24 protein-coding genes, 2 tRNA genes and 1 pseudogene are annotated in these 16,836 nt (G+C 57.8%); 15 read left to right on the top strand and 12 right to left on the bottom strand.

The features are described from left to right. Positions 1-288: 288 nt before the first annotated feature. Positions 289-705: a DUF4124 domain-containing protein gene (locus H7993_RS00650; RefSeq protein ID WP_185793082.1), complete on the bottom strand. Its 417-nt coding sequence runs from the start codon at positions 703-705 to the stop codon at positions 289-291. Positions 706-1,280: 575 nt separating this feature from the next. Between H7993_RS00650 and H7993_RS00645 the strand changes: the two genes are divergently transcribed. The 7 genes from H7993_RS00645 to H7993_RS00615 all read left to right on the top strand — a co-directional run bounded on the left by H7993_RS00645 (position 1,281) and on the right by H7993_RS00615 (position 4,087). Then, positions 1,281-1,502 carry a hypothetical protein gene (locus H7993_RS00645; RefSeq protein WP_185793081.1) on the top strand — a complete coding sequence of 74 codons (222 nt, stop codon included), beginning with the start codon at positions 1,281-1,283 and terminating at the stop codon, positions 1,500-1,502. A gap of 61 nt (positions 1,503-1,563) precedes the next feature. Further along, a complete protein-coding gene (locus tag H7993_RS00640; RefSeq protein ID WP_185793080.1) occupies positions 1,564-1,749 on the top strand; it encodes a hypothetical protein in 186 nt (61 codons plus the stop codon). Positions 1,750-2,098: 349 nt separating this feature from the next. Continuing rightward, positions 2,099-2,479 carry a helix-turn-helix transcriptional regulator gene (locus tag H7993_RS00635; RefSeq protein ID WP_185793079.1) on the top strand — a complete coding sequence of 127 codons (381 nt, stop codon included), beginning with the start codon at positions 2,099-2,101 and terminating at the stop codon, positions 2,477-2,479. A 375-nt stretch (positions 2,480-2,854) separates the two neighbouring features. Next, positions 2,855-3,133: a hypothetical protein gene (locus H7993_RS00630; protein WP_185793078.1), complete on the top strand. Its 279-nt coding sequence runs from the start codon at positions 2,855-2,857 to the stop codon at positions 3,131-3,133. Next, positions 3,130-3,444 (top strand): hypothetical protein, encoded by a 315-nt coding sequence (locus tag H7993_RS00625; protein ID WP_185793077.1) that lies wholly within the window; start codon positions 3,130-3,132, stop codon positions 3,442-3,444. The genes H7993_RS00630 and H7993_RS00625 overlap by 4 nt, the downstream gene beginning before the upstream one ends. A gap of 87 nt (positions 3,445-3,531) precedes the next feature. Next, a complete protein-coding gene (locus H7993_RS00620; protein WP_185793076.1) occupies positions 3,532-3,852 on the top strand; it encodes a hypothetical protein in 321 nt (106 codons plus the stop codon). After that, positions 3,839-4,087 (top strand): LexA family protein, encoded by a 249-nt coding sequence (locus tag H7993_RS00615; protein ID WP_185793075.1) that lies wholly within the window; start codon positions 3,839-3,841, stop codon positions 4,085-4,087. Before H7993_RS00620 ends, H7993_RS00615 begins: the two co-directional genes overlap by 14 nt. A gap of 2 nt (positions 4,088-4,089) precedes the next feature. On the opposite strand, the gene H7993_RS00610 is transcribed toward H7993_RS00615, so the two are convergent. The 3 genes from H7993_RS00610 to H7993_RS00600 form a co-directional block, all read right to left on the bottom strand. After that, positions 4,090-4,368 carry a hypothetical protein gene (locus H7993_RS00610; RefSeq protein WP_185793074.1) on the bottom strand — a complete coding sequence of 93 codons (279 nt, stop codon included), beginning with the start codon at positions 4,366-4,368 and terminating at the stop codon, positions 4,090-4,092. Positions 4,369-4,475: 107 nt separating this feature from the next. Beyond that, a complete protein-coding gene (locus H7993_RS00605; RefSeq protein ID WP_185793073.1) occupies positions 4,476-4,664 on the bottom strand; it encodes a hypothetical protein in 189 nt (62 codons plus the stop codon). A 190-nt stretch (positions 4,665-4,854) separates the two neighbouring features. Further along, entirely contained in the window at positions 4,855-5,979 is a 1,125-nt protein-coding gene (locus tag H7993_RS00600; protein ID WP_185793072.1) for a DUF3800 domain-containing protein, read from the bottom strand. A gap of 113 nt (positions 5,980-6,092) precedes the next feature. Between H7993_RS00600 and H7993_RS00595 the strand changes: the two genes are divergently transcribed. Beyond that, positions 6,093-7,334, top strand: coding sequence for a DNA-methyltransferase (locus tag H7993_RS00595; RefSeq protein ID WP_185793071.1), 1,242 nt, complete (start codon positions 6,093-6,095; stop codon positions 7,332-7,334). Positions 7,335-7,981: 647 nt separating this feature from the next. Here H7993_RS00595 and H7993_RS00590 read toward each other — a convergent pair. After that, complete coding sequence (locus H7993_RS00590) at positions 7,982-8,332, bottom strand: DUF6864 domain-containing function (protein WP_185793070.1); 351 nt, start codon at positions 8,330-8,332, stop codon at positions 7,982-7,984. A gap of 386 nt (positions 8,333-8,718) precedes the next feature. On the opposite strand from H7993_RS00590, the pseudogene H7993_RS00585 reads away from it, so the two are divergent. From H7993_RS00585 to H7993_RS20735, 7 genes and pseudogenes are all read left to right on the top strand, one after another. Continuing rightward, positions 8,719-8,940 (top strand): annotated as a pseudogene (locus H7993_RS00585) (DNA cytosine methyltransferase); the annotation flags it as partial. A 318-nt stretch (positions 8,941-9,258) separates the two neighbouring features. Continuing rightward, positions 9,259-10,047, top strand: a complete 789-nt coding sequence (locus tag H7993_RS00580; protein WP_185793069.1) for a hypothetical protein — start codon at positions 9,259-9,261, stop codon at positions 10,045-10,047. Continuing rightward, entirely contained in the window at positions 10,044-10,736 is a 693-nt protein-coding gene (locus H7993_RS00575; protein ID WP_206682947.1) for a hypothetical protein, read from the top strand. Before H7993_RS00580 ends, H7993_RS00575 begins: the two co-directional genes overlap by 4 nt. After that, positions 10,733-10,888, top strand: coding sequence for a hypothetical protein (locus H7993_RS00570; RefSeq protein ID WP_185793067.1), 156 nt, complete (start codon positions 10,733-10,735; stop codon positions 10,886-10,888). The genes H7993_RS00575 and H7993_RS00570 overlap by 4 nt, the downstream gene beginning before the upstream one ends. After that, positions 10,885-11,259, top strand: coding sequence for a hypothetical protein (locus H7993_RS00565; RefSeq protein ID WP_185793066.1), 375 nt, complete (start codon positions 10,885-10,887; stop codon positions 11,257-11,259). Before H7993_RS00570 ends, H7993_RS00565 begins: the two co-directional genes overlap by 4 nt. Positions 11,260-11,342: 83 nt before the next feature. Next, positions 11,343-11,591, top strand: a complete 249-nt coding sequence (locus tag H7993_RS00560; protein WP_185793065.1) for a hypothetical protein — start codon at positions 11,343-11,345, stop codon at positions 11,589-11,591. A gap of 35 nt (positions 11,592-11,626) precedes the next feature. Beyond that, positions 11,627-11,872 (top strand): helix-turn-helix transcriptional regulator, encoded by a 246-nt coding sequence (locus tag H7993_RS20735; RefSeq protein ID WP_244646797.1) that lies wholly within the window; start codon positions 11,627-11,629, stop codon positions 11,870-11,872. Here the strand turns inward: H7993_RS20735 and H7993_RS00555 are convergent. The 7 genes from H7993_RS00555 to H7993_RS00525 form a co-directional block, all read right to left on the bottom strand. Continuing rightward, a complete protein-coding gene (locus tag H7993_RS00555; protein WP_185793064.1) occupies positions 11,869-12,846 on the bottom strand; it encodes a tyrosine-type recombinase/integrase in 978 nt (325 codons plus the stop codon). The genes H7993_RS20735 and H7993_RS00555 overlap by 4 nt on opposite strands. Positions 12,847-12,981: 135 nt before the next feature. Then, a tRNA-Cys gene (locus H7993_RS00550) sits at positions 12,982-13,055 on the bottom strand. 38 nt (positions 13,056-13,093) lie between these two features. Further along, positions 13,094-13,169, bottom strand: a tRNA-Gly gene (locus H7993_RS00545). Between the two features lie 67 nt (positions 13,170-13,236). Beyond that, positions 13,237-13,797, bottom strand: coding sequence for a CDP-diacylglycerol--glycerol-3-phosphate 3-phosphatidyltransferase (pgsA, locus tag H7993_RS00540; RefSeq protein WP_122477422.1), 561 nt, complete (start codon positions 13,795-13,797; stop codon positions 13,237-13,239). A gap of 32 nt (positions 13,798-13,829) precedes the next feature. Then, the gene (gene uvrC / locus H7993_RS00535) at positions 13,830-15,653 is read right to left on the bottom strand and encodes an excinuclease ABC subunit UvrC (protein WP_122477420.1); all 1,824 of its coding nucleotides are present in this window, start codon (positions 15,651-15,653) and stop codon (positions 13,830-13,832) included. A 2-nt stretch (positions 15,654-15,655) separates the two neighbouring features. After that, on the bottom strand, positions 15,656-16,300 hold the full coding sequence (gene gacA, locus H7993_RS00530; protein ID WP_122477418.1) for a response regulator transcription factor GacA: 645 nt from the start codon (positions 16,298-16,300) through the stop codon (positions 15,656-15,658). A gap of 112 nt (positions 16,301-16,412) precedes the next feature. Further along, entirely contained in the window at positions 16,413-16,796 is a 384-nt protein-coding gene (locus H7993_RS00525) for a helix-turn-helix domain-containing protein (protein WP_185793063.1), read from the bottom strand. Between the last annotated feature and the right edge of the window lie 40 nt (positions 16,797-16,836).

Genomic DNA, 16,836 nt, shown 5'->3' with positions numbered 1-16,836 from the left:
GCACAGCCCGGCCCAGCGCCGGGCTTTTCGTTTCCGCCCTCCCCGCCTGACACCATAGCCCGCCACTGAGCGATTTTTTTAGGCACGTCAGGAAGGCCCAATCCCCGATCCGCGCCAGCCTCAGCCCGGCCAGCTCAGCGCCTGGCTTCTCGCTTCCGCTTTCCGCCCTCATCATTCCTACAGCAGGCCATGGCTGGAGCCCCTGAACTTGGGGAGGTACCAACCATAACCAAAACACACCCTCATTGCAGGCAACGAACCTACGCGCAGGGTTGAACATCCGGACGGCTATCGCCCAATTTCGCGCAGCGCGCGCTCATACTTCCGGTTGGTCTCAGCCTGCTGCGCCTTTGCCGATTCGACTCGTTTGATTGCTTCTCTCTGCTGGTGAGCTCTCCACATCAGCTCTTCACCTAGCTTGGCCTGTGCCGGATCGCCTGAATCGATAGCTTGCTGTGCCTGTCTTTCAAGTGCAGGAATCTGGCCATAAAGTGAGCGCTCCAGGCCGTCGCCTGAGTGACTCTGAATCACTTGGCCTCGATCCCTGGCAGGAAGCCTCGTTTTCAGCTCTACCGGGCCTCCCGAGTGTTCAGCCGAGCACGGCTGATCAGAAAACGCGACGCGGCCAGAGTTGTCGGTGCACTTATACACCTGCGCATGCGCGCCCAAGGGAAGCAGAAAAAAAACTACGAAAAGTGGGCGCATGCTCAATCCTTTGCTGGTGTCGTAAGCGGCCGGCAGGAGCGGCTCTTTTCCCGATCATACTTGGGTCAAGACAATCAGCCAAAAAGTAGGCTTACCGTTAGCAGATTCGTCCTGTGATGAAGCATGCCGTCCATCGAAGTCCCGATGCCAAAACTAGTTAATTTACCTATAGGTATTGACCTAAACATTTACCCTGAGGTATCTTTAGGCATCGAGACGCAACAGCCCCTCACGAGGCGCTCAGCGGATCGGTCCGCTCTTTACCACCGCCAAGATCCTCGCGACCGACTACCCCTTCACAGGTAAGTGCGAGCAACAAACAGTCGATCCCATGCCAGCTCTGGAACTGGATATTGCGGGAGAACCCGCCGACTCGAAGCCAAGTGATCGTCAGCTGACCAGCAACACAGGTTCGGCCACGCAAGCGAAGCCAAGGGGCGCACTTCAAAACGTCTCCCTGAAAGGTCCAGCTAAAAGGGCATCTATAGGCGCTTGAAGCGACTGCATCACCAGATTTTCTCGGTGCCCTTCTCGCGAGGGGCATCCGGAAAATCAACCGCCCGGAGGGCACTGCAATGTTCAACATGGCAACCATGGCGGCTGACGAATGCCGCGAAGACGCTGAAGAGCGCGCCTACTACCGCTGGATAGATAAGGCATCCCAACTGCTCGGCCAGCACGTCGCGCTGGGTTCGCACGAAGAAAGCGATTTGCATGACCTCTACGCCGATAGCTGCACCCCGGCCGAGGCTGTAGCTGAGCTACTGGCCCGGGCGGAACTAGCTCGAGCTGCTTGACCGGACGATTTACTGAAGCGCCTGGACGACCGGGCGTTTTGGAAATACGACGGAGAACAGCATGAACAAAGTACTTCGCATAAACCTGCACGGAGAGCTGCAGGTGCTTATCGACGCCGACCTGGCCGTCTGCATCCGCGAGGCGAACCGGCTCAACGCAGAGCGCGGCTATACCAATGGCGTGCACGTAGTCGAGCTGAGGGACGGGCAGCGGATGACAGCGGCCGACTGCAAAGCTGCTGCCTGACGATTTCACTGGCTGGCCTTGGCGACAGGGCCAGACGGGAAATCAACCAAAGGAGGACGGCACCATGGCCGAGCGTACGGAGCAACAACCGCGGCGCGGTTCAAGCCACGCTTGGCCACGGTCTGCGGTTCGGCATTGTTTCAATCTGGCCCACGGCCATATCGAGGACGCAAGGCGGTTCAGGGATCGGCGTGACCACAAGTACGCGGAGATGTCGCTGGCTGATGCCGCACATGCTCATGGACTTGCGCGCCAGCTGATTCGCAGCATCCGCTCATAACACCACTTCCCAGCCAACAAATCGCCGCGGCGTGCACCGCCCAGGCCCAGCCACATCAGAGGCATCAGCATGGACACCATTATCAGCGGCGAATGGAAAGGCCATCTCGGGCGCGGCCTTGCGCCGAAAGAACTGCAGTACTGCATGTCCGTCGCTGCTGGCATGACGGCGAAGGAAATCGCCAAGGTGTTCGGCATCTCGCCGGGCACGGTGAAGAAGCGCCTGGACGTGGCCATGTTCAAACTCGGCGTGCACCGCCGGGCCGCGCTGGTGGCCGAGGCGATGAAGCGTCAGATCATCTCGCCTTTGTGCTTTGTGCTGGCAGCTCTCATCGCGATGCACGCGGTGGTCGATGATCAGTCAATCCGCCGCGACCGCCGCGCGCCGGATCGCCGAGTTGCAGAGATGCGAGTTGCGCGCCGGACAGAGGGCTACGCATATGCGATCTAAGCGAGTGGCGGACCTTGTAGCCAATAGGCAGATCGACACCTCACGAGCCCTTCCTATTGCTCAGTTCGCGTCGAGTCTTTTGCGGATCGCTACCACAACGATCCTGTTGGCCATTCACGTGACATCGCTTCTGCTGGCGGCAGGAAGCTCCAAATGAACCTGTTGGTGCCGCTGCCAATTCACAGCGGCGTACGGATGGAGGGTTGAACCATGAAGCCATAGACCAGCGCCCGCCCAGGGCAGCACGCAACGCTCTCGTAGGGTGGTACCACTTGAGCGCAAAGCCCGGCATGTCCGGGCTTTTCTTTGGCCGTCGATATGAGCCAGCACCCTGCCCCAGGGTCCTGACCAATGCCTTCAGACAAGGAGAAAGACATGCACCCACGTATCCAGGAGCGCAACGAAGGCCTTCAGGCCCTGCGCGCTCGCATGAACCTCGCTACCCACCAGATGTACGCCCTGATCGGGCAAGAGGCGCCCGTGCAGAAGATCCGCTACCAAGTGGTCACCAAGGGCGAGAAGGCCTACCACATCGTTGAGCTGGCCACCGGGCGCGTGCGGGGCTTCCGCTTCGCCTACAAAGCCGCGGTGAACTTCGCCCAAGAACTGGAAGCCCGGGCAGACGCCAAGGCGGCCATGGCTGGTGTGCAGTGATCGGGCCCCAGCAGGATCCTCGGCAGCTCAGCATCGAGCGACTGTCGAGCCAGATCGACCAGTTCTTCGCCGGCGGCAAGTCGGTTGAGGTAGTGCCCACCGGGGTATCAGGTGAACTCATCGGCGGAAAGTCCATGGCCACCCACCATGCCAAGCTGCGCACCGAGCGCGACAAGGACGCACCGACCCTGCGCTACCTGGCCGAACAGGGTTACAGCGTCAGGGAGGCAGCAGAAGCCATGGGCACCTGCGACAAACGCATCAGGCTGATGGCTTGCGAGAACGGTATCGCGATCGGGCATCGGCTTTGAAGAGAACGATAAACCGCCGCGTGCACCAGCGCCGCCGGCACGCCTGGCTCGCTCTACCAGCATCAGGCATCAAGAAAGGGGTCACCGATGGCGAAGTCAGCCGCGCAGGCTTCGAAGGAATACCGCGAGCGCCAAAAGATGAAGTCCGAGGCGCTGGGCGTGAAGCAGATCAGCATTGACGTGGCGACCGGTGTCGAGGCTCGCTTGGCGCAGCTGATGGTAGACCACGGATTCGAGCAGTTCGAAGAGCTGTTCCAGACCCTGGCCCTGAACCTGTCGACCGCGTCGGCTGACCTGGTCGAATCCATGCTCAAGCGCCCTGACGCGTCATCGTTTCAAATCAAACCAAAACACGCGCGTCAGCTTCGCGAGTTTGCAGAATCCGGAGGCATCGATGCCAGCCAGTAAAAATCCCAGCAAGCCCCAGCTCGAAACGCTGGAGCACATCCGCCAGTACGTCGAGAAGCACGGTTATTCGCCCACGCTGGCCGAGCTAGCCGAGACTGCGAAGGTGCGTCCCAACTGCATCGCCGAGCGCCTGGGCGCCTTGGTCAAGTTTAACCTGATCACCAAGACGCCGGGCATCGCCCGCAGCATACGTCCGGTAGAGCACGCTGATGATTCAGCAGGATCCGGGGGATGAGGTTATTCCGCCAAATCAATTGGCTTGAAGGTCCCGCTACTGGGCATACCTTGATCGACCCACTGATTAGCGTAATCCTTGGCTTCGTCGATAGCATCAGCGTAGTTACTGGCTTCCAACGGGCGCCAAGTCACCCGATCGGTCGATCCCTCAGCAATAATCTTCGCGCCAGTAGGTGCGGATCCGCCCTCATTACCCTCGGGCAGAATTCGGATATTTATTCCGTTATGGGTATGGCGAATCCAGCGCTGCGAATCAACTGCTAGTTTGATTTCGGTCATTCTGTACTGCTCCTCACGCCGGCCCAATGCCGGCCACCATCTATACCCCAAACCAACCCCTATTTGCCACTCACCGAGATATCTGAGTAAGGGGGCAAAGCGTGATGTCAGGCGTCGAGAATTTCGCTGGCTGCTTTTAGCACGGCCTCGACGGCAGCCTCATTGGACTCCCAAGGCCCATAGATAACCTTGGTCTTCATACCAACAACCAAATTGATGATGCGCAGCGGATGCGATTCACCAGATCCACTCGTCCAGGGAGCGAAAGCCCTCACTGTATGCCCGTTGTAGATCAAGAGCTTTCCCTGATTTTTCTATGCGTCCATGCCTGTGACATCCAGAACGAAAAACTCATTCAAGCAGTATTGCTTCCTTCCGGATACGGAGGGCGGCGCCTGCAATGGAGATTGCCATGCCAATAATGGTCAGCTTCGGCGCCGGAGCCAACAGCACTCCTGAGGTGGGGCTATACACCATTCAAAGCATCTAAAGGTCTACAATGTGCTGCTTGCGGCGTTCCTCTTGCAGACTATGTAACTCACGACCACGCGCCATCTCCTCAGATGTCGGCTCGGGCATTTTTGCGAAAATCGGCTCCCATCTATTTGAGATACCAGACAAACTTACCTCATCGGTATAGCCAAGTGAAAACTGCTTTTTAACAAGATCGAACAATGGCCCACTTAGCTCCTTGTTTTCGAAAAGGCGCTTGAACGCCCACAAATAGATGTCGACAAGTTCTAATCCAACGCTATCTGTACCCGCTGTACAGCTTATCGGAATATCCGGCATATGTTTCATATCTGCTACCGGTAACCCAGGCCCGATCTCCATAGGGACGTCACGGGCTTTCTGGAATACGCTTGTAATCCACTCCTGCGCCTTATTAAACTGAGATTGCCGATCAACGATTATACTAGATGCCCCGCCACCCATCTTTTGAAGCCGAGACGCAATGCCATGAAGAACTGACTGGAAGCCAATTAGGTTAGGAGATATCTGAAGAGCATCCTTTTTGCTATAAACGTTATAATGAATCTCTTCAGGATTCTTGTGCGCCCAGCGAAGAGCATCTCCAATTATTTCTCTACTTCTGGCATCTCGCAGCCACTCAACGCGGTTCAGAAGCGTACCAATGACAGCGCGCAGCATTTCGTTAGCTTCATTTTCATTGTTATGGATGCGCGCATCCCAAGCTTTTCGAGCTGTATCCCTATCGAAAATATACGCAAGCTTCAGTAGTAAAACATATCTAAGAGGTGTCCAGTAGCTTGACCAGGGCACTGCTTTATTCAATCCCTGATCGAATATTTGATCAAAGAAACTGATGATCGCATGATCAACCTTATTGATTTTATAAATATCAAATGAGATGGCGCATTCTTTTTGTATGTCTTTCAAGCCCGCGACAATGCCTGTTAGCCTTCCGACGCCCAACTCGGCTGCGTGCAGCCGATCGACGCCAAGTTTTTTCCTGATAGCTTCAACTTTAGCCCTAGCAGAGATATCGAGATTGAGCCTGGACGAGAGAACTCCGTAATACAGGATTGGCTGACTTTCGTCAAACAAATTCAAGCCGGTCTGCCCGCTCTCATCTACATAGAAATACATGATCATCCCTGCGCTAGTAAATAGGACTGCCATTAAGCAGAACTGCACCTAATCGTACACAAACTACCCAAATGCCACCACTCCGATAGGCGACATAATTAATGGAGATAACCATGAGCCAGCAGCATCGCATTCTGGTCGGTGACTGCATCGGTATGATGCGGACGCTGCCGGACGAGAGCGTGCACACCTGCGTGACTAGCCCGCCCTATTACCGCCTGCGCGACTACGGTGTCGACGGTCAAATCGGCCTGGAACAAAGGCCGGCCGTATTCATTGCCCGCTTGGTCGAGGTTTTCCGCGAAGTACGCCGAGTGCTCCGAGCTGACGGAACGATTTGGGTGAATATGGGCGACAGCTACGCTGGTAGCTGGGGCGCTCATGGCCGGGACGATATGGGAGTCGGTGTTTCGACTATCAGCCAGCGCCAGGTCATGGCGAGTCATCGGAAATCCAAGGCAACAACGCACGCCGAGTACAAACCGAAAGACCTGATGGGAATGCCTTGGCGTCTCGCCTTCGCCTTGCAAGACGACGGCTGGTATCTCCGGCAGGACATCATCTGGCATAAACCCAACCCTATGCCGGAGTCGACGCGCGACCGTTGCACCAAGGCTCATGAATATCTGTTCCTGCTCAGTAAGTCGCGTCGGTACCACTATGACAGCAACGCGATCAGAGAGCCTGCCAATCTCACTGGCAAAGGAAACGCCAATGGATACCGTGGTGGGGCCTACGTTAATGGCACCACCTTCGCTAATGCAGAAGGCGGCAAGCGTACCCGCCCTGGCAACACGGTGACGACCAACGGGGTCGGCTGGGGTCACGGTACCGACAAGGCTTCTCGGAGCCGCTCTCGTGTACCTGTGCCTACCGGGTGGGATACGTCAACCGGCGAAGGTGGTCACGGGGCCTTCCACAAGGATGGTGCTGAACGGAAGCGGCGAGACAGCTTTAAACGTGACGATTCAAAGCGCGAACAGGCCATTCCTGGCCAGTCCAAAGGTACGCACCGGCCTGACCGGGATGAAAGCTCCTATGACACCGCGACGCGCAACAAGCGCAGCGTCTGGACCGTGGCAACCCATGCATTCAAGGATGCCCACTTCGCGACATTCCCGCCGGATCTGATCCGCCCGTGCATTCTGGCCGGCGCACCACGTGGAGGCTTGGTGCTGGACCCCTTCGGTGGCGCTGGTACCACGTCGCTAGTTTCGATGCAGGAAGGTCGACGGTCGATCATCTGCGAGCTGAACCCAGAGTACGCGGCACTGGCACGCGCCCGGATCGACGCCGCTTGGCTGGATGGCGCTGCGCAGATGGATGTGTTTCGCGACTCAGCGCCAGCGGCCTGACCCTCCCCCTACCTTCACCTATCACGCTGGACTACAGCTACATAAGCAACCTAAGTGGCCATGGAGCCTGACTTCAAGCCGAGGTAGAGCGGATGCACTCAAGTTCTATGCTGACCGCAAGCATTACCACTTCGAAAATGGCAAATGAGGTACCACGAGCGGCGAGCAGCCGAACATCCTATGAAATGGCTAGAATCCAGAGTCTATTGATCATGCATGACTGCACGCGTTGCACTGACCTCAATTCAAACCGATCATTAGTTAGATTTACTATTGGAATAAACAACTCAAGACTCGTCGTTCTTTCCAACTTTTTCCCGCCTACCGAAAAGATAGCCCATTGCGAGAGTTATGATTGGAGCAAATATACCCCAGCACTGCTTTATTAAATCTAAGCAATTGACACCTTGCTTATAATAAACATCAACCCCACAAAGCATGACCGTAAAAAATGCTGACCACCTTACCATTCTTGTTATCAAATACCAAACAACCGAGTCTTTTGCCTGGTCACCCTTGCCAATTAAATTTGAAAAAGGCTCGAACTTGAACCAGGACCTAATAGTAGAAAGTTTCGGCTCGGGCCTTGATAAGTCTGGCGCCGTAATATGATTAGACCGATCTCTGACATCGTCCACAGCCATTCCCTATCGCTCCGGTTCCAGATAGGCAAAAGTGTAATGAAACATCCTACTTGAGTTGACGTTTGTATAACACATAAAGGCGACACCAACTTTGCGATTGTTAAAAGTTGCCACGTTCGCAAACCCATCCCCAAGCACTCCCTGACCAGATAGTTCCTCATAGTTATAAAGCTTGAATTTTAAGCTAGCGTTACTAGCTTCCGTCTCAATCCTATCCTTTGCTTTCTTATCACTTATAAACTCAAATAAAAAAGTCAGGTCGCTTAGGCAGATCTTTACAACATTTTCATTAGCTGGAACGGCGACCATTCCAGAGAATAAAACCTCAAACTCCCCAACATAAACTTTGTTCACAATTCCACCGTTAGCTCAAAGAAAGAGTTAGAGTCACACAAGAGCTGTCCCGACCACATTCTATCATACTCTACGCAGTGCATAAGTGATGTGGTAAAAATCTGACCGGAAAACCTGATCAAGTCGATATCTCTCCGTAGAAGCATGAGAAACGTTTAGTCGCCAAGCCCCCCCCTACGGAGATCTCTGTAGCAACCCCCTCCCCCTCAACATGCTGCCAGGTAGGCGGCAAGGACGAACTCATGCCTGAAGAAAAGAAAAGAATTTGGCCTGACCTTTTCCGCTACGTCGAATCGTCTGGGCCGGAAGGCGCAACGATTGAGTATCAACGCTTTGCTGTACTGCGTAAACCTGAGTATTGCTACTGGATAGTGCCTTACCGCTGGATCGTCGAAATCTGCCTGCTCATGCTGCAGCCGCATGAGCTGTACCGCGCCCAGGGCTTCCCGGCTGACTACATCATCGATAAAGGCGCAGACGGCCGGAAGTTCACGAAGACCGAGCAGGTGCACATGTGCGGCAACAGCGTGAGCCCTCCGCCGATGGCGGCGCTGGCCCGCGCGAATGATCCCTGGCGCGCCGCGGCGCGTGAGGCGGTGGCAGCGTGACCGCCCTGCGCCGCACCACCACACCCCGCGCCAGGCCCATGCCCTGCCTCGAGCTCAACGGGGTATGCGACGAATGCGGCCAATACCGCGCCCACGGAAACCACCGCTCCTGCTCCAAGAGGCGCCAGCAGCGGTATGCACAAGCGAGGAAAAAATGAGCCTACTAGCCGCTCAATGCGTCATCGTGTGGCTCTGCCTACAACTTCCCCTGGGCATGATCATTGGCCGCTACATCGCAAGCGCCAACGTCATCGCCAAGTAACCCCTTCCCCTTCAATTCAAAGTCAGCCGCTGTAGCGGTGTGGCGGAGCTATGCCCATGGAACTTGAAGCCATAACCACCGAAACGCAGTTGTGTACCGTCTTCATGCTGGAGTTCAACAGCCTGCCTGGCTGGACCTGCCATCCGGAAGCCGCAGGGTTCGACGTGCTTGTTGTACATGAGGACGGCCGCCAGATCGGGGTCGAGGCCAAGTTGGCCTTGAACGCGAAGGTTGCCGATCAGATTCTCCCGTCGCTGGGTGATGAGTTTTACGGCCGGCCAGGCCCCGATCACCGCCTTGTCATTGTCAGCAGAGTCACCGAGGCCAGCGCAGGCATCATGAAGATGCTCGAGCATCTAGGAGTGCGGGTGCTAGTAGCCACCAAGTACTCCAGAGTAAAAGGCTGCTCGCATGGATTCAGCATTCAATCCGAGCTTTTTTGGCCCGAAAAAGAAATACCCCGCTGGGGCCACTCGAATCGAATGTTTGACTGGTGGCCGACCGAGCGTTGCCGTGTACCCAGCGTGGTGACAACCCTCCCTGCAGGTGTGCCTTCTCCCGTAAGGCTCACACTTTGGAAAGAGTCGGCCCTTCGCGTGATCGCTCAGATGCGCCAGCAAGGGTTCATCACTGCCAAACAGATCGCCTCCTATGGGATAGGCGTCACCGCCTGGACACAGGCGCCTGGCAGCAAGCCTGGATGGCTGGCGCGCGGCACGTCCCGAGGCCAGTGGATTGAAACAGAGCACATGCCCGCTTTTGATAAGCAGCATCCAGACGTGTATGCGCTGGCAGTCGAAGAGGTCGCCGCGAAAGCCACCGCCCCATTGGAGCTATGCCCATGACCGAGCAAATCAAAGAGCATCCGATCCTTTTCTCAGCGCTAATGGTGCGCGCCATCCTGGAAGGCCGGAAGACCGTGACGCGGCGAGCGGCCAAGATCCAGCCGCGCTCGCGCGCCGACATCGGCAGCTATGGCAAAGGGCAGCCGTTCATTCGAAACCCCGATGCGACGAAGCGCAATCCGGGATGCCCATACGGACGGCCTGGAGATCGGATGTGGGTGCGCGAGACATGGGGCGTGATCAGCCATGACTTTGATGAACAGGGCAACATGATCGACTGGAACCCAGATCGCCCGGCCACGGCAATCCGCGAGCTGCCCTTCGGGCGCGGCTACTACTCTGGGCACGTTATCTACCGCGCCGACGGCGAAGCCGAATGGGCTGGCGATGATGACGGAGGCGGAGATACTCGCTCGGCCTGGCATCCCAGCATCCACATGCCGCGCGCCGCATCCCGCATCCTGCTGGAGATCACCGACGTGCGCGTTGAGCGGTTGCAGGACATCAGCCGGGCCGATATCCGGGCGGAAGGCCTGCAATGTCCGCCAGAGATGGAAAGCGATGACGTCTCACCGAATTACCGAGACTGGTACCCGGCGGCATGGCGTGAACTGTGGGAATCCACAGGTGGCAACTGGCACGCCAACCCATGGAGCTGGGTGGTCGAGTTCAAGCGGGTGACGCCATGACTGCCCGCGAACGCTTCGAACAGGCCTACGGCGAAGACAACGAAATGACCGAAGCCAAAGTGCGGGCGCAACGGCTGAGCAATGGCAGCTACCGGCTGCCGAAGATGGCCAGCGCCTGGCACTGGTGGCAGCGCGGGCAGGAGGCGGCATGAGTAAACGTGCGATTCACATGTATTCGTGGGACGGCGGAACCGAGGCTGATCAGGATCCCCCAGAGCACGTGCACTGCGGCACTGACGGGGCGATGGAAGATGAACAGCTATCCAACGATTGGCGCTACGTGACTTGCAAGCGCTGCCTCAGGATCCGCATGAAGGAGCTCGCCACGCGCACAGCAGAGGACCGAGATCAGAAGGTCAAGCTGTTCGACGAGGCCCAGGCGCTCACGATTCCTCTCGGCCACCGGAATATTTCGACCGCTATCAAATGCTTGATCAGAGATCTGGGCCAAGTCCGGGCTGAGCGAGATCGCCTTCGCGATGACCGAGACAGTCTGCTGGAAGCCGGTGCAGATCTGCTGTGATCCTGAACACCAATATCGCAAAACGCTAACCCCTTCCCTCCCATCCATGCAGCCTGCCGGTGATCGGCGGGCCGGAGATTGCTATGCCAAAAATAAGCGTCATCACCACGGTTGCCACCGTCTTCGAAGTGCCTGAGGGGCTGACGATAGAGCAGGTCCGGAATCACGCGCTGCAAGGCCTGAGTGAGATGGACGAACTGACTGATTCAATCGTTGCACATCAAGATAGCTCGGTTAATCAGGCGTATCTGGGCGATGCAGTGAGCCTGGCGCTCTCGGTCGAAAACGTAATTGCTGAAGGCATCGCTCACCCGACAAACCCCGCTCAATAACCCCTTCTGCCGCCAAGAGCGGCACGGAGCACTCTATGGAACCAGAAATCATTCACATCCCCGAGCTGGCCAAGATGCTCGGACGCACCGAGTCTTCGATACGCAGTGCGCGGCAGGCCGGCGCATCCTGGCTGCCACCCTACTTCAAACAGGGCAGTCGAATTTGCTGGCGGATCGACACTGTGCGGCGCTTTCTAAGGGAGTGCGAGGAAGGCCGGCACGCGCCGGTCCGGCCAGGGCGAAAGCGCCAAACGCCCCCAACCCTGGCCAGCGTCTGTTAGCCAAGCTTGTCGGCGAGAGCATCCGGGCAAAGGTGCGTGTAGCGCTTGAGCATGCTCAGTGTCTTGTGCCCGGTGATGGATGCCACCTCCATCATAGAAAGTCCCTTCTCGAATAGCCTGGAGGTCCCTTCATGGCGCAAATCATGGAAATGCAGGTCGTCGGCCTGGGCCGCGCGGCAGGCCTTGCCGAAGTAGAGCGTCACCGAATGAGGCGCGAGGGAGAACACTTTGCCATCCAGTCGGGCAGGCAGCGACTCAAGCAGCGCTCGGGCGCGAACGGAAAGCGGCACCATCCTTCGCGAGCCATTCTTGGTGTCTTCGAGCAGCGCGTGCTTGCCTCGTACGTGCTCACGCCGGAGCATCAGCAGTTCGCTGCGCCGCATAGCAGTCTCGATCGCGAGCTCGATCACTGCGGGCATTTCAGCATGGATCTCTCCAGCGGCTTTGATGACCGCGGACAGCTCCGCCTTTGTTGGCCGGCGATCCCGCTCTCGGCTGCCCTTCGGCATGCGCAGTTTCGTCACAGGATTGCTCAGTCCCTCTATCCCCCAGTCCTTGATCGCGACCGTGTAGAGATGGCTGATCAGGGCCAGCCCCAGGCGAACGGTGTTCGTGGAAGCGCCCTCTGCCAGCCGCGCATCGCGGTATGCAGCCAAATCGGATGAGCGAATCTCGGCCAGCGACTTGTTCCCGTACTTGCTCTCCGACCAAGTCTTGATCCTGGTCTTCTCCTGAACAGCACCTTTCTTGTGCACGGTCACTTCGCGCTGATAGCGGCCGAGCGCATCAGCAAGCGTGGTCGACTCGGCCTCACGGGTATCGACAAATCGCTTGCGCGACATATCACCTTCGATTTCGGCTGCCCAGCGCTGAGCAACCGCCTTCGTGTCGAACGAGGCAGAAAGCGCGGGATAGCCTTTTTTGCGGATCTTCGTCCGCCATGTGCCGTTGGGGCGCTGTTCGATAGTAGCCATGTAGCGGATTTTGCAGGGACACTGTGGGACATGCAAATGATCTGAGTGTCCCAGAATTGTCCCCAATGTCCCCGCCTACAAAATCCGCAGGCACAAAAAAACCCCCGCAGCCCAATGGCTACGGGGGTTCAATGATGGAGGCCGAGGTCGGAATCGAACCGGCGTAGGCGGATTTGCAATCCGCAGCATAACCACTTTGCTACTCGGCCCCAAACGTGAAGCAAGAAACTGCTGCACGCAAACAAACTGGAGCGGGAAACGAGACTCGAACTCGCGACCCCGACCTTGGCAAGGTCGTGCTCTACCAACTGAGCTATTCCCGCATCGTGTTGACGGGCGCCATTCTATCTAATCGGCGACACCCGTCAAGCCCTTGATTCAAAAATAGTTTTATTTCTTCTCGGCTGTGATGCGCAAGTGCGGCCAGGCGGCGCGCAGGTATTGCAGCATGGACCACAAGGTCAGTGCGGCGGCGACCAGCAAAAGGGCGTAGCCCAGGATGACCCAGAAGGTGGCCGCCTTGGGGTTGGCCAGCAGGATGACCAAAGCCAGCATCTGCGCGGCGGTTTTCCATTTGCCCATGTTGGACACTGCGACCTGGGCACGTGCCCCGATCTCGGCCATCCATTCGCGCAGCGCCGAGACGACGATTTCGCGACCGATGATGATCGCCGCCGGCAGGGTCAGCCAGAAGTTGGCATGTTCCTGCACCAGCAGTACCAGGGCCACCGCCACCATGAGTTTGTCGGCGACAGGATCGAGGAACGCACCGAATGGCGTGCTCTGCTCCCAACGGCGGGCCAGGTAGCCGTCCAGCCAGTCGGTTGCCGCTGCTATGGCGAACACGGTGCTGGCTGCCATGTAGCTCCAATGGTAGGGCAGATAGAACAGCAATATGAAGAACGGTATCAGCAGGACGCGCAGTACGGTAAGCAAGTTAGGGATATTCATCGGCACAACTGGCTGCAAGGTGAGATGGCATTCTACTCGCTGTGCAGGTTTGCATAAATCGACTCTGCCAGCTTTTTACTGATTCCCGGTGCCTTGGCGATTTCTTCGACGCTGGCGCGGGCGATTTCCTGCAGCCCGCCGAAATGCTTGAGCAACTCGCGGCGACGCTTGGGGCCCACGCCTGCAACCCCTTCCAGGGTCGAGGTGCGACGTGTCTTGCCACGTCGCGCGCGGTGGCCGGTGATCGCAAAACGGTGGGCTTCGTCACGAATCTGCTGGATCAGGTGCAGCGCCGGCGAGTCGCCCTTGAGGGTGAACTCATGGGCTACATCGTTCAGATACAGCGTTTCGAAGCCGGCCTTGCGGGTCGTGCCCTTGGCCACGCCGAGCAGAATGAGGTCAGGGATGGCCAGTTCGTTCAGCACTTCACGGGCCATGTTCAACTGGCCCTTGCCGCCGTCCACCAGCAGCACGTCGGGCAGCTTGCCCTCGCCTGCCTTGATCTTGCTGAAGCGGCGCATCAGGGCCTGGTGCATGGCCGCATAGTCATCGCCTGCGGTGACGCCCTCGATGTTGTAGCGGCGGTAGTCCGACTTGATCGGCCCTTCGGGCCCGAACACAACACACGACGCCACGGTGGCTTCGCCGCTGGAGTGACTGATGTCGTAGCATTCCAGCCGCTGCGGTGGCTCGTCCAGGTTCAGCACCTCGGCCAGCGCGTCGAAACGCGCGGCCACGTGCTGGCGATTGGCGAGCCGTGCACCCAGCGCCTGCTCGGCGTTGGTCACGGCCAGCTGCTGCCAGCGTGCGCGGGTGCCGCGCACGCGATGGCTGAGGCTCAATTCACGGCCACGCAAAGTATCGAGGGCATCGAGCAACGCTTCGTGGTCTTCGGGAATGACGTTGACGATCAACTCGCTCGGCAAGTCGCGCTCGGAGCTGCCCAGGTAGTATTGCGAGAGAAACGCCGACATGACTTCGGCGACTTCTTCTTCGATACCCACCTGCGGGAAGAAATTCTTGCTGCCCAGCACCCGGCCGCTGCGCACGGTGATCAGGTGTACGCATGCGCCGCCCGGGTTGACGAAGGCAGCGATGACGTCGACGTCGCCGCTGCCGCCTTCCATGCTCTGCTGGTCCTGGACGCGCCGCAGCAGGCCGATCTGGTCGCGCAGTTGCGCGGCCTCTTCGAACTGCAGGTCCATCGCCGCCTTCTCCATGCTGGCAGAAAGCTCGTTGGTCAACTGGTTGCTGCGCCCTTCCAGGAACATCACCGAATGGCGCACGTCCTCGGCATATTCAGGCGCCTCCACGAGCCTCACGCACGGCGCCTTGCACCGCTTGATCTGGTGTTGCAGGCACGGGCGCGTGCGGTTTCTGAAGTAGCTGTCCTCGCACTGGCGAACGAAGAAGGTCTTCTGCAACAGGCTCAAGCTCTCGCGAATCGCTCCTGCGCTCGGATAGGGACCAAAGTAGCGACCCTTGGCCTTCTTGGCGCCGCGATGGATGCTCAGTCGCGGAAACTCGCCGTCGGAAAGAAACACGTACGGATAGGATTTGTCATCGCGCAGCAGGATGTTATAGGGCGGCCGCCACTCCTTGATCAGGGTCTGCTCGAGCAGCAACGCCTCGGTTTCGTTGGCCGTGATGGTGGTTTCGATCTGCTGGATCTTGCCCACCAGGGCAGCGGTCTTGGGCGCCTGGCCGGTTTTTCGAAAATAGCTGGCCAGGCGTTTCTTGAGGTTCTTGGCCTTGCCCACGTAGAGCAGGCGCATGGCGTCGTCGAACATCCGGTACACGCCCGGACGTCCGCTGCAGGTAGCAAGAAAGGCACTGGGATCGAATGCAGCAGTCATGGTCAAAGGTTGGTGTCTACCATGCCATGCCGCACCGCCAGCAGGGTCAATTCCACATCGCTGGTCACGGAGAGCTTCTCGAAGATCCGGTAGCGGTAGGTGTTGACCGTTTTTGGCGACAGGCACAGCTTGTCTGAGATGATCTGGACTTTCTGGCAGCCGACGATCATCAGGGCAATCTGGATTTCCCGTTCGGACAGCAGATCGAACGGCGAATTACTGGTCTGCGGCTGGAACGACTTGAGCGCCAATTGCTGGGCAATCTGCGGACTGATGTAACGCTGGCCGGCGAACACCAGGCGAATCGCCTGGACCATTTCGGCCAGCCCTGCCCCCTTGGTCAGGTAACCGGCGGCACCGGCTTGCAGCAGGCGCGTCGGAAACGGGTCTTCCTCGCAGACAGTGACGGCCACCACCTTTATGTCGGGATGGCTGCGCAGCAATTTGCGAGTCGCCTCGAGACCACCGATACCGGGCATCTTGACGTCCATCAGCACCACGTCCGGCTTGAGATCGCGAGCATACTGCAACGCTCCCTCGCCCGACTCTGCCTGTCCCACGACCTGCAGGTCGTCGATATCGGCCAGCATGCGGGTGATACCGGTACGGACCAGGTCGTGATCGTCGACTACTAGAACCCGAATCAAACGGACACCTCGTAATAGTGGTCTCGGGGAATGCTGCCACATTACCAAACATTGCCGCCTCGGACCTAGCTCAAAGCGTCATGAATATGGCGTGGGGCGTCGGTGCGGAAGATCAGTCCGGGGTATTTCTCGCCCGGGTTTTTTTCTGGACCGTACTGCGCGTTGAATAGTTCGCCGCCATCTCGGCCAGGCTGCTGGCCAGATTGCTCAAGACGGCTTGGCCGGAAGTAGGAAGCGTCCGATATGTCTCTAGGACATTTTCTTCTCGGCCGCTGAGAGCCTGCTCGGCCAATGGCGTCCGGCGGCCCAGCACGACGTAGAGAACGTCGACGCCTATCGTCGAAACGGCAGCCAAGTAATCGGCCCGTGGTGATCTTTCGCCGTTTTCGTATTTGCCCTGCGCATTGGGTTCGACACCACCCACCTGGCCAAACTCTCGTTGCGTGAGCTCCAAACGCTCGCGCTCTTCCCTTAGTCGGGGACCGATTCCAGTCATTTGAATGTATAATCCTTTATCGAAACACCCGAAACGGTGC

It is taken from the genome of Pseudomonas baltica, assembly GCF_014235765.1.
Classification (GTDB): Bacteria; Pseudomonadota; Gammaproteobacteria; order Pseudomonadales; family Pseudomonadaceae; genus Aquipseudomonas; species Aquipseudomonas baltica.
This window is presented reverse-complemented; position numbering and strand designations above follow the sequence as displayed.

Excerpts from the sequence above, each read along its gene's own strand:
- H7993_RS00615 (WP_185793075.1), top strand. The coding sequence starts at position 3,839 with ATGCCAGCCAGTAAAAATCCCAGCAAGCCCCAGCTCGAAACGCTGGAG.
- H7993_RS00630 (WP_185793078.1), top strand. The coding sequence starts at position 2,855 with ATGCACCCACGTATCCAGGAGCGCAACGAAGGCCTTCAGGCCCTGCGC.
- H7993_RS00645 (WP_185793081.1), top strand. The coding sequence starts at position 1,281 with ATGTTCAACATGGCAACCATGGCGGCTGACGAATGCCGCGAAGACGCT.
- H7993_RS00620 (WP_185793076.1), top strand. The coding sequence starts at position 3,532 with ATGGCGAAGTCAGCCGCGCAGGCTTCGAAGGAATACCGCGAGCGCCAA.
- H7993_RS00640 (WP_185793080.1), top strand. The coding sequence starts at position 1,564 with ATGAACAAAGTACTTCGCATAAACCTGCACGGAGAGCTGCAGGTGCTT.
- uvrC (WP_122477420.1), bottom strand. The coding sequence starts at position 15,653 with ATGACTGCTGCATTCGATCCCAGTGCCTTTCTTGCTACCTGCAGCGGA.
- pgsA (WP_122477422.1), bottom strand. The coding sequence starts at position 13,797 with ATGAATATCCCTAACTTGCTTACCGTACTGCGCGTCCTGCTGATACCG.
- H7993_RS00565 (WP_185793066.1), top strand. The coding sequence starts at position 10,885 with ATGAGTAAACGTGCGATTCACATGTATTCGTGGGACGGCGGAACCGAG.
- H7993_RS20735 (WP_244646797.1), top strand. The coding sequence starts at position 11,627 with ATGGAACCAGAAATCATTCACATCCCCGAGCTGGCCAAGATGCTCGGA.
- H7993_RS00635 (WP_185793079.1), top strand. The coding sequence starts at position 2,099 with ATGGACACCATTATCAGCGGCGAATGGAAAGGCCATCTCGGGCGCGGC.
- H7993_RS00525 (WP_185793063.1), bottom strand. The coding sequence starts at position 16,796 with ATGACTGGAATCGGTCCCCGACTAAGGGAAGAGCGCGAGCGTTTGGAG.
- H7993_RS00650 (WP_185793082.1), bottom strand. The coding sequence starts at position 705 with ATGCGCCCACTTTTCGTAGTTTTTTTTCTGCTTCCCTTGGGCGCGCAT.
- H7993_RS00600 (WP_185793072.1), bottom strand. The coding sequence starts at position 5,979 with ATGTATTTCTATGTAGATGAGAGCGGGCAGACCGGCTTGAATTTGTTT.
- H7993_RS00610 (WP_185793074.1), bottom strand. The coding sequence starts at position 4,368 with ATGACCGAAATCAAACTAGCAGTTGATTCGCAGCGCTGGATTCGCCAT.
- H7993_RS00595 (WP_185793071.1), top strand. The coding sequence starts at position 6,093 with ATGAGCCAGCAGCATCGCATTCTGGTCGGTGACTGCATCGGTATGATG.
- H7993_RS00560 (WP_185793065.1), top strand. The coding sequence starts at position 11,343 with ATGCCAAAAATAAGCGTCATCACCACGGTTGCCACCGTCTTCGAAGTG.
- H7993_RS00555 (WP_185793064.1), bottom strand. The coding sequence starts at position 12,846 with ATGGCTACTATCGAACAGCGCCCCAACGGCACATGGCGGACGAAGATC.
- H7993_RS00580 (WP_185793069.1), top strand. The coding sequence starts at position 9,259 with ATGGAACTTGAAGCCATAACCACCGAAACGCAGTTGTGTACCGTCTTC.
- H7993_RS00575 (WP_206682947.1), top strand. The coding sequence starts at position 10,044 with ATGACCGAGCAAATCAAAGAGCATCCGATCCTTTTCTCAGCGCTAATG.
- H7993_RS00570 (WP_185793067.1), top strand. The coding sequence starts at position 10,733 with ATGACTGCCCGCGAACGCTTCGAACAGGCCTACGGCGAAGACAACGAA.